Here is a 4,084-nt window from a genome sequence, read left to right on the forward strand (position 1 = left end):
TTCTTGCCATGAACCGCCTGCAGTATCCTTATCGGATGCAGGAAAAGCATAAAGAAGTATATCTGGACTATATCCGCGACCATTTCCTTTGGGCGGCGGCGTATTATATCAACCGAAACGAGAATGATAAAATCAAACTGTTTGCGGATTGGGGGCTGCTTACCGCGGAGAACCTGCCGGCAGTGCTGGAGATCGCCCAGAAAAAAGGGCGCACGGCCATCCTCAGTTTTCTGATGGATTACCAGCACAGGCACTTTGCCCCCGCCCGCAAAAAGAAAAGCTTTGACCTTTAACTTGGGACTCTGTCCCAAACCCTGCTAAGGGGAATGATTCCCCTTAGAACCCCCATACGAAAAAGCATGTACATGCTTTTTCAACTAGGGGTGCAGGGGGATTATCTCCCTGCTGGGAGTTTGAGGGTGAAACCCTCAAGAAAAGAGGTGGTAAGATGAACGAGACACATAAACGGCTGATCGAGGTCGGGACGAATATTTTGAGCGCATCCAGAAACGAACTGTATCTTTCCATGCGCTTTCTTGACCTGGCCCTCAGCGGCCTGAAATACGAAATGAACCTGAGCTCCATGCATGTGGGCACCGACGGGGAAAAGATTTTGTTTAACCCCCGTTATCTGGTACAGCGCTACCTCTGCGACCGCGTGCTGGTGAACCGCGCCTATCTGCATATGGTCATCCATTGCCTGTTCCGCCATCCCTTCCATTTGAACGACCGCGATGAGGAACTCTGGCATCTGGCCTGTGATATCGCAACGGAATCCATCGTGGATAGCCTGCCCGGTAAAGCGGTACAGCTGGTGGTTTCCGATAAGAGAAACGAAACCTACGATATGCTCCGCAGGGAACTGAAAGTGCTCTCCGCCGAGGGGATCTATCGTGTGTTGCAGGAAAAAAACCTCTCCATACAGGAATTCGGCAAACTGCAGCTGGAATTCTGGGTGGACGACCACGTTTTCTGGGAACATAAAAAAGACGAAAACGACGAGAATGAAGACCGGAATAACGATCAGAATAACGACCAGAATCAGGACGATCAGCAGAACGAGGAAAGACAGCAGCAGCTGGAACAGAAATGGACGGAGATCGGCGAAAAAACCGAGACCAACCTGGAGACCTTCTCCAAGGATGTGGGCGAGGAAGCCGGCGACCTGCTGCAATATCTGAAAGTGGAAAACAGAGAACGCTACGATTATCGGCAGTTCCTACAGAAATTTGTGACCCTGAAGGAAGATATGCGGGTGGATGATGATGCCTTCGATTTTATCTTCTATACTTATGGATTACAGATGTACGGCAACCTGCCCCTCATCGAAGCATTGGAATATAAAGAAGTGAAAAAGGTAGAGGAACTGGTCATTGCCATTGATACCTCCGAATCCTGCGAAGGGGAGACGGTGAAACGGTTTCTGGAGGAAACCTATGCCATCCTTTCCAGCAATGAGTCCTTCTTCCATAAGGTGAATATCCATATCATCCAGTGCGATGCGGATATCCAGCTGGATAAAAAGATCACCTCGGCGGAGGAACTGGCTTTGTTTATGGAGGATTTTGAACTGAGAGGCAGCGGCGGTACGGATTTCCGTCCCGTGTTCCGCTATGTGGACAGGCTCATCGAGGAAAAGGCTTTCCAAAACCTGAAGGGGCTGCTGTATTTCACCGACGGCTACGGCACTTTCCCGAAACGCCGACCTACTTATGACACCGCGTTCATCTTCTACCACGAAGACTACACAGATGCAACCGTGCCCCCTTGGGCAATGAAACTGATACTTGGCAAAGACGATCTTTCGTGGAGCGCTGCTCCACACCTCGGCAGGGAATAATTCCCTGCACCCTGTTTGAAAACGCATGTACATGCGTTTTCGTATCGGGTCGAGGGGGTGACCCCCTCGTGGGGGAGTTGGGGGCAAAGCCCCCAAGGTCCTGAGGAGGAATATATATGGATATTAAAAGAGCGAAAGAAGAAATTAAAAATTCGATACAGGCATATCTGGCGAAGGATGAATTCGGCGAATATAAGATCCCTGCGGTACGCCAGCGTCCCGTCCTTCTGATGGGCGCCCCCGGCATCGGTAAGACCGCCGTCATGGAGCAGGTGGCAAGGGAATGCGGCGTGGCATTGGTCTCCTATTCTATCACCCACCACACCAGACAGTCCGCCATCGGCCTGCCCTTCATCAGCCATAAGGAATACGGCGGCAAGGAATACGCCGTGACCGAATATACCATGAGCGAGATCATCGCTTCTGTTTACGATAAAATGGAACAGACAGGCTTACGGGAAGGCATTCTGTTTATCGACGAGATCAACTGCGCCTCCGAGACACTGGCCCCTGCCATGCTGCAGTTTCTGCAGGCGAAAACCTTTGGCGCCCATAAAGTGCCCGAGGGCTGGCTGATCGCTGCGGCAGGCAACCCTCCCGAATATAATAAAAGCGTAAGGGAATTCGACGTGGTGACCCTCGACCGTGTAAAGAAGATCGACGTAGAACCTAATTTCACCGTATGGAAGGAATATGCCTATAAACAGGGTATCCATGGCGCCATCCTGTCCTATCTGGAAATCAGAAAGAACCATTTCTATGCTATGGAAACAACAGTGGACGGCAAGCGCTTCGTGACCGCCCGCGGCTGGGAAGATCTGTCCACCATCCTGAAGGTTTACGAAGAAATGAACCTGCCCGTGGATGAAGGTCTGGTGTATCAGTATCTGCAGCATAAGAAAATCGCCAAGGATTTTGCCAACTATCTTGACCTGTATAAAAAATACCGCACGGACTACCGCGTGGATGATATCCTCCGCGGCGAATATACGAAACAGGCCGTGGAAAAACTGCAGGCCGCGCCCTTCGATGAACGCCTGAGCGTCATGGGTCTGCTGCTGAGCCGCCTGTCCGAAAACTTCCAGAAAGCCTACGAAGCCGACCTGATGGTAACAGGTCTCCACGGTGTTCTGCTGGAACTGAAGGAACGTTTTGCATCTCCTTACTGCAGGGAAACTCCTTGGGAAAACATCTTCACCGCCCTGCTGGAAGAAAGAGAAACGGCATTTGCAAGGGAAAGAAAAGCAGGCCTGCTGGAAAAAACAGCGGAACGTGCCCGCATGAAGGAATTGGAACGTCTGCAGTTCTTTATGGCAGAAGCAAAAAAAGCGGGCTGCCGCGAAAAAGAAGATGCATTCGAAGTGGTGAAAGGTCTTTTCGGGGCAGAAGCGGAACAGAGAGAAGAAACCATCGAGCTGGCATCCGCAATGCTGGACAATGCCTTCACTTTCCTGGAAGAAACCTTCGGCACAGGGCAGGAAATGGTCATCTTCATCACAGAACTGACCACAAACTTCTACAGCGTGAAATTTATCAGCGAAAACGGCTGCGAAAAATATTATCAGTACAATACGGAATTGCTCTTTGACGAAAAGCAGAAAACCATCCTGCAGGATATTGAAAAGGCAAAAACAGAACTTGACCTGCTGTTCTAAGGGGGAAGAAATATGTTTTATGAGATTACATTCAGCCCCACCGGGGGTACCAAAAAATCCGCAGACCTTCTTTCTGCGGCATGGGAAGAAAAAACAGAAATCAATCTGATGGACAGAACAGCCGACTTCCGTAAAGTTTTTACGGCGGAGGATATCTGTCTGGTGGCAGTGCCTTCCTTTGCGGGGCGTGTGCCTGCTGTTGCCACGGAACGTCTGCAGCAGATGCAGGGCGGCGGGGCGAAGGCCATCCTTGTGGCGGTTTACGGCAACAGAGCCTATGAAGATACGCTGGTGGAACTGGAAGATATCCTGACAGAACAGGGCTTTGTGCCCATGGCCGGTGCGGCTGTGGTGGCGGAACATTCCATTTTCCGTGAATTTGCCGCAGGCAGACCCGATGCGGATGATGAAATCCAGCTGAAGGACTGGTCTCGAAGGTTCAGAAGCAAACTGGACCAGGGGACAGAAAGAGCGATGCCCTTTGTGGGCAACAGACCCTATAAAAAATATGGTGCCATCCCTATGACACCCAAGGCAAAAACCTGCCAGAACTGCGGCAAATGTGTGAGCATCTGCCCGGTAGGGGCGA

3 protein-coding genes and 1 pseudogene are annotated in these 4,084 nt (G+C 50.9%); all 4 read left to right on the forward strand.

Annotated features, from left to right (window positions below; genetic code table 11):
- Positions 1-293, forward strand: a pseudogene (locus ACJMLT_RS00190) (hypothetical protein); the annotation flags it as partial.
- 155 nt (positions 294-448) lie between these two features.
- The gene (locus tag ACJMLT_RS00195; RefSeq protein WP_405724796.1) at positions 449-1,840 is read left to right on the forward strand and encodes a vWA domain-containing protein; all 1,392 of its coding nucleotides are present in this window, start codon (positions 449-451) and stop codon (positions 1,838-1,840) included.
- A 116-nt stretch (positions 1,841-1,956) separates the two neighbouring features.
- On the forward strand, positions 1,957-3,495 hold the full coding sequence (locus tag ACJMLT_RS00200) for an AAA family ATPase (protein WP_405724799.1): 1,539 nt from the start codon (positions 1,957-1,959) through the stop codon (positions 3,493-3,495).
- A 12-nt stretch (positions 3,496-3,507) separates the two neighbouring features.
- Positions 3,508-4,084, forward strand: a 577-nt coding sequence (locus ACJMLT_RS00205) for a flavodoxin family protein (RefSeq protein WP_405724802.1), incomplete at its 3' end; no start/stop codon positions are given.

Source organism: Anaerotignum sp. (assembly GCF_045122575.1).
Lineage (GTDB): Bacteria > Bacillota > Clostridia > Lachnospirales > Anaerotignaceae > Anaerotignum_A.

Excerpts from the sequence above, each read along its gene's own strand:
- ACJMLT_RS00200 (WP_405724799.1), top strand. The coding sequence starts at position 1,957 with ATGGATATTAAAAGAGCGAAAGAAGAAATTAAAAATTCGATACAGGCA.
- ACJMLT_RS00195 (WP_405724796.1), top strand. The coding sequence starts at position 449 with ATGAACGAGACACATAAACGGCTGATCGAGGTCGGGACGAATATTTTG.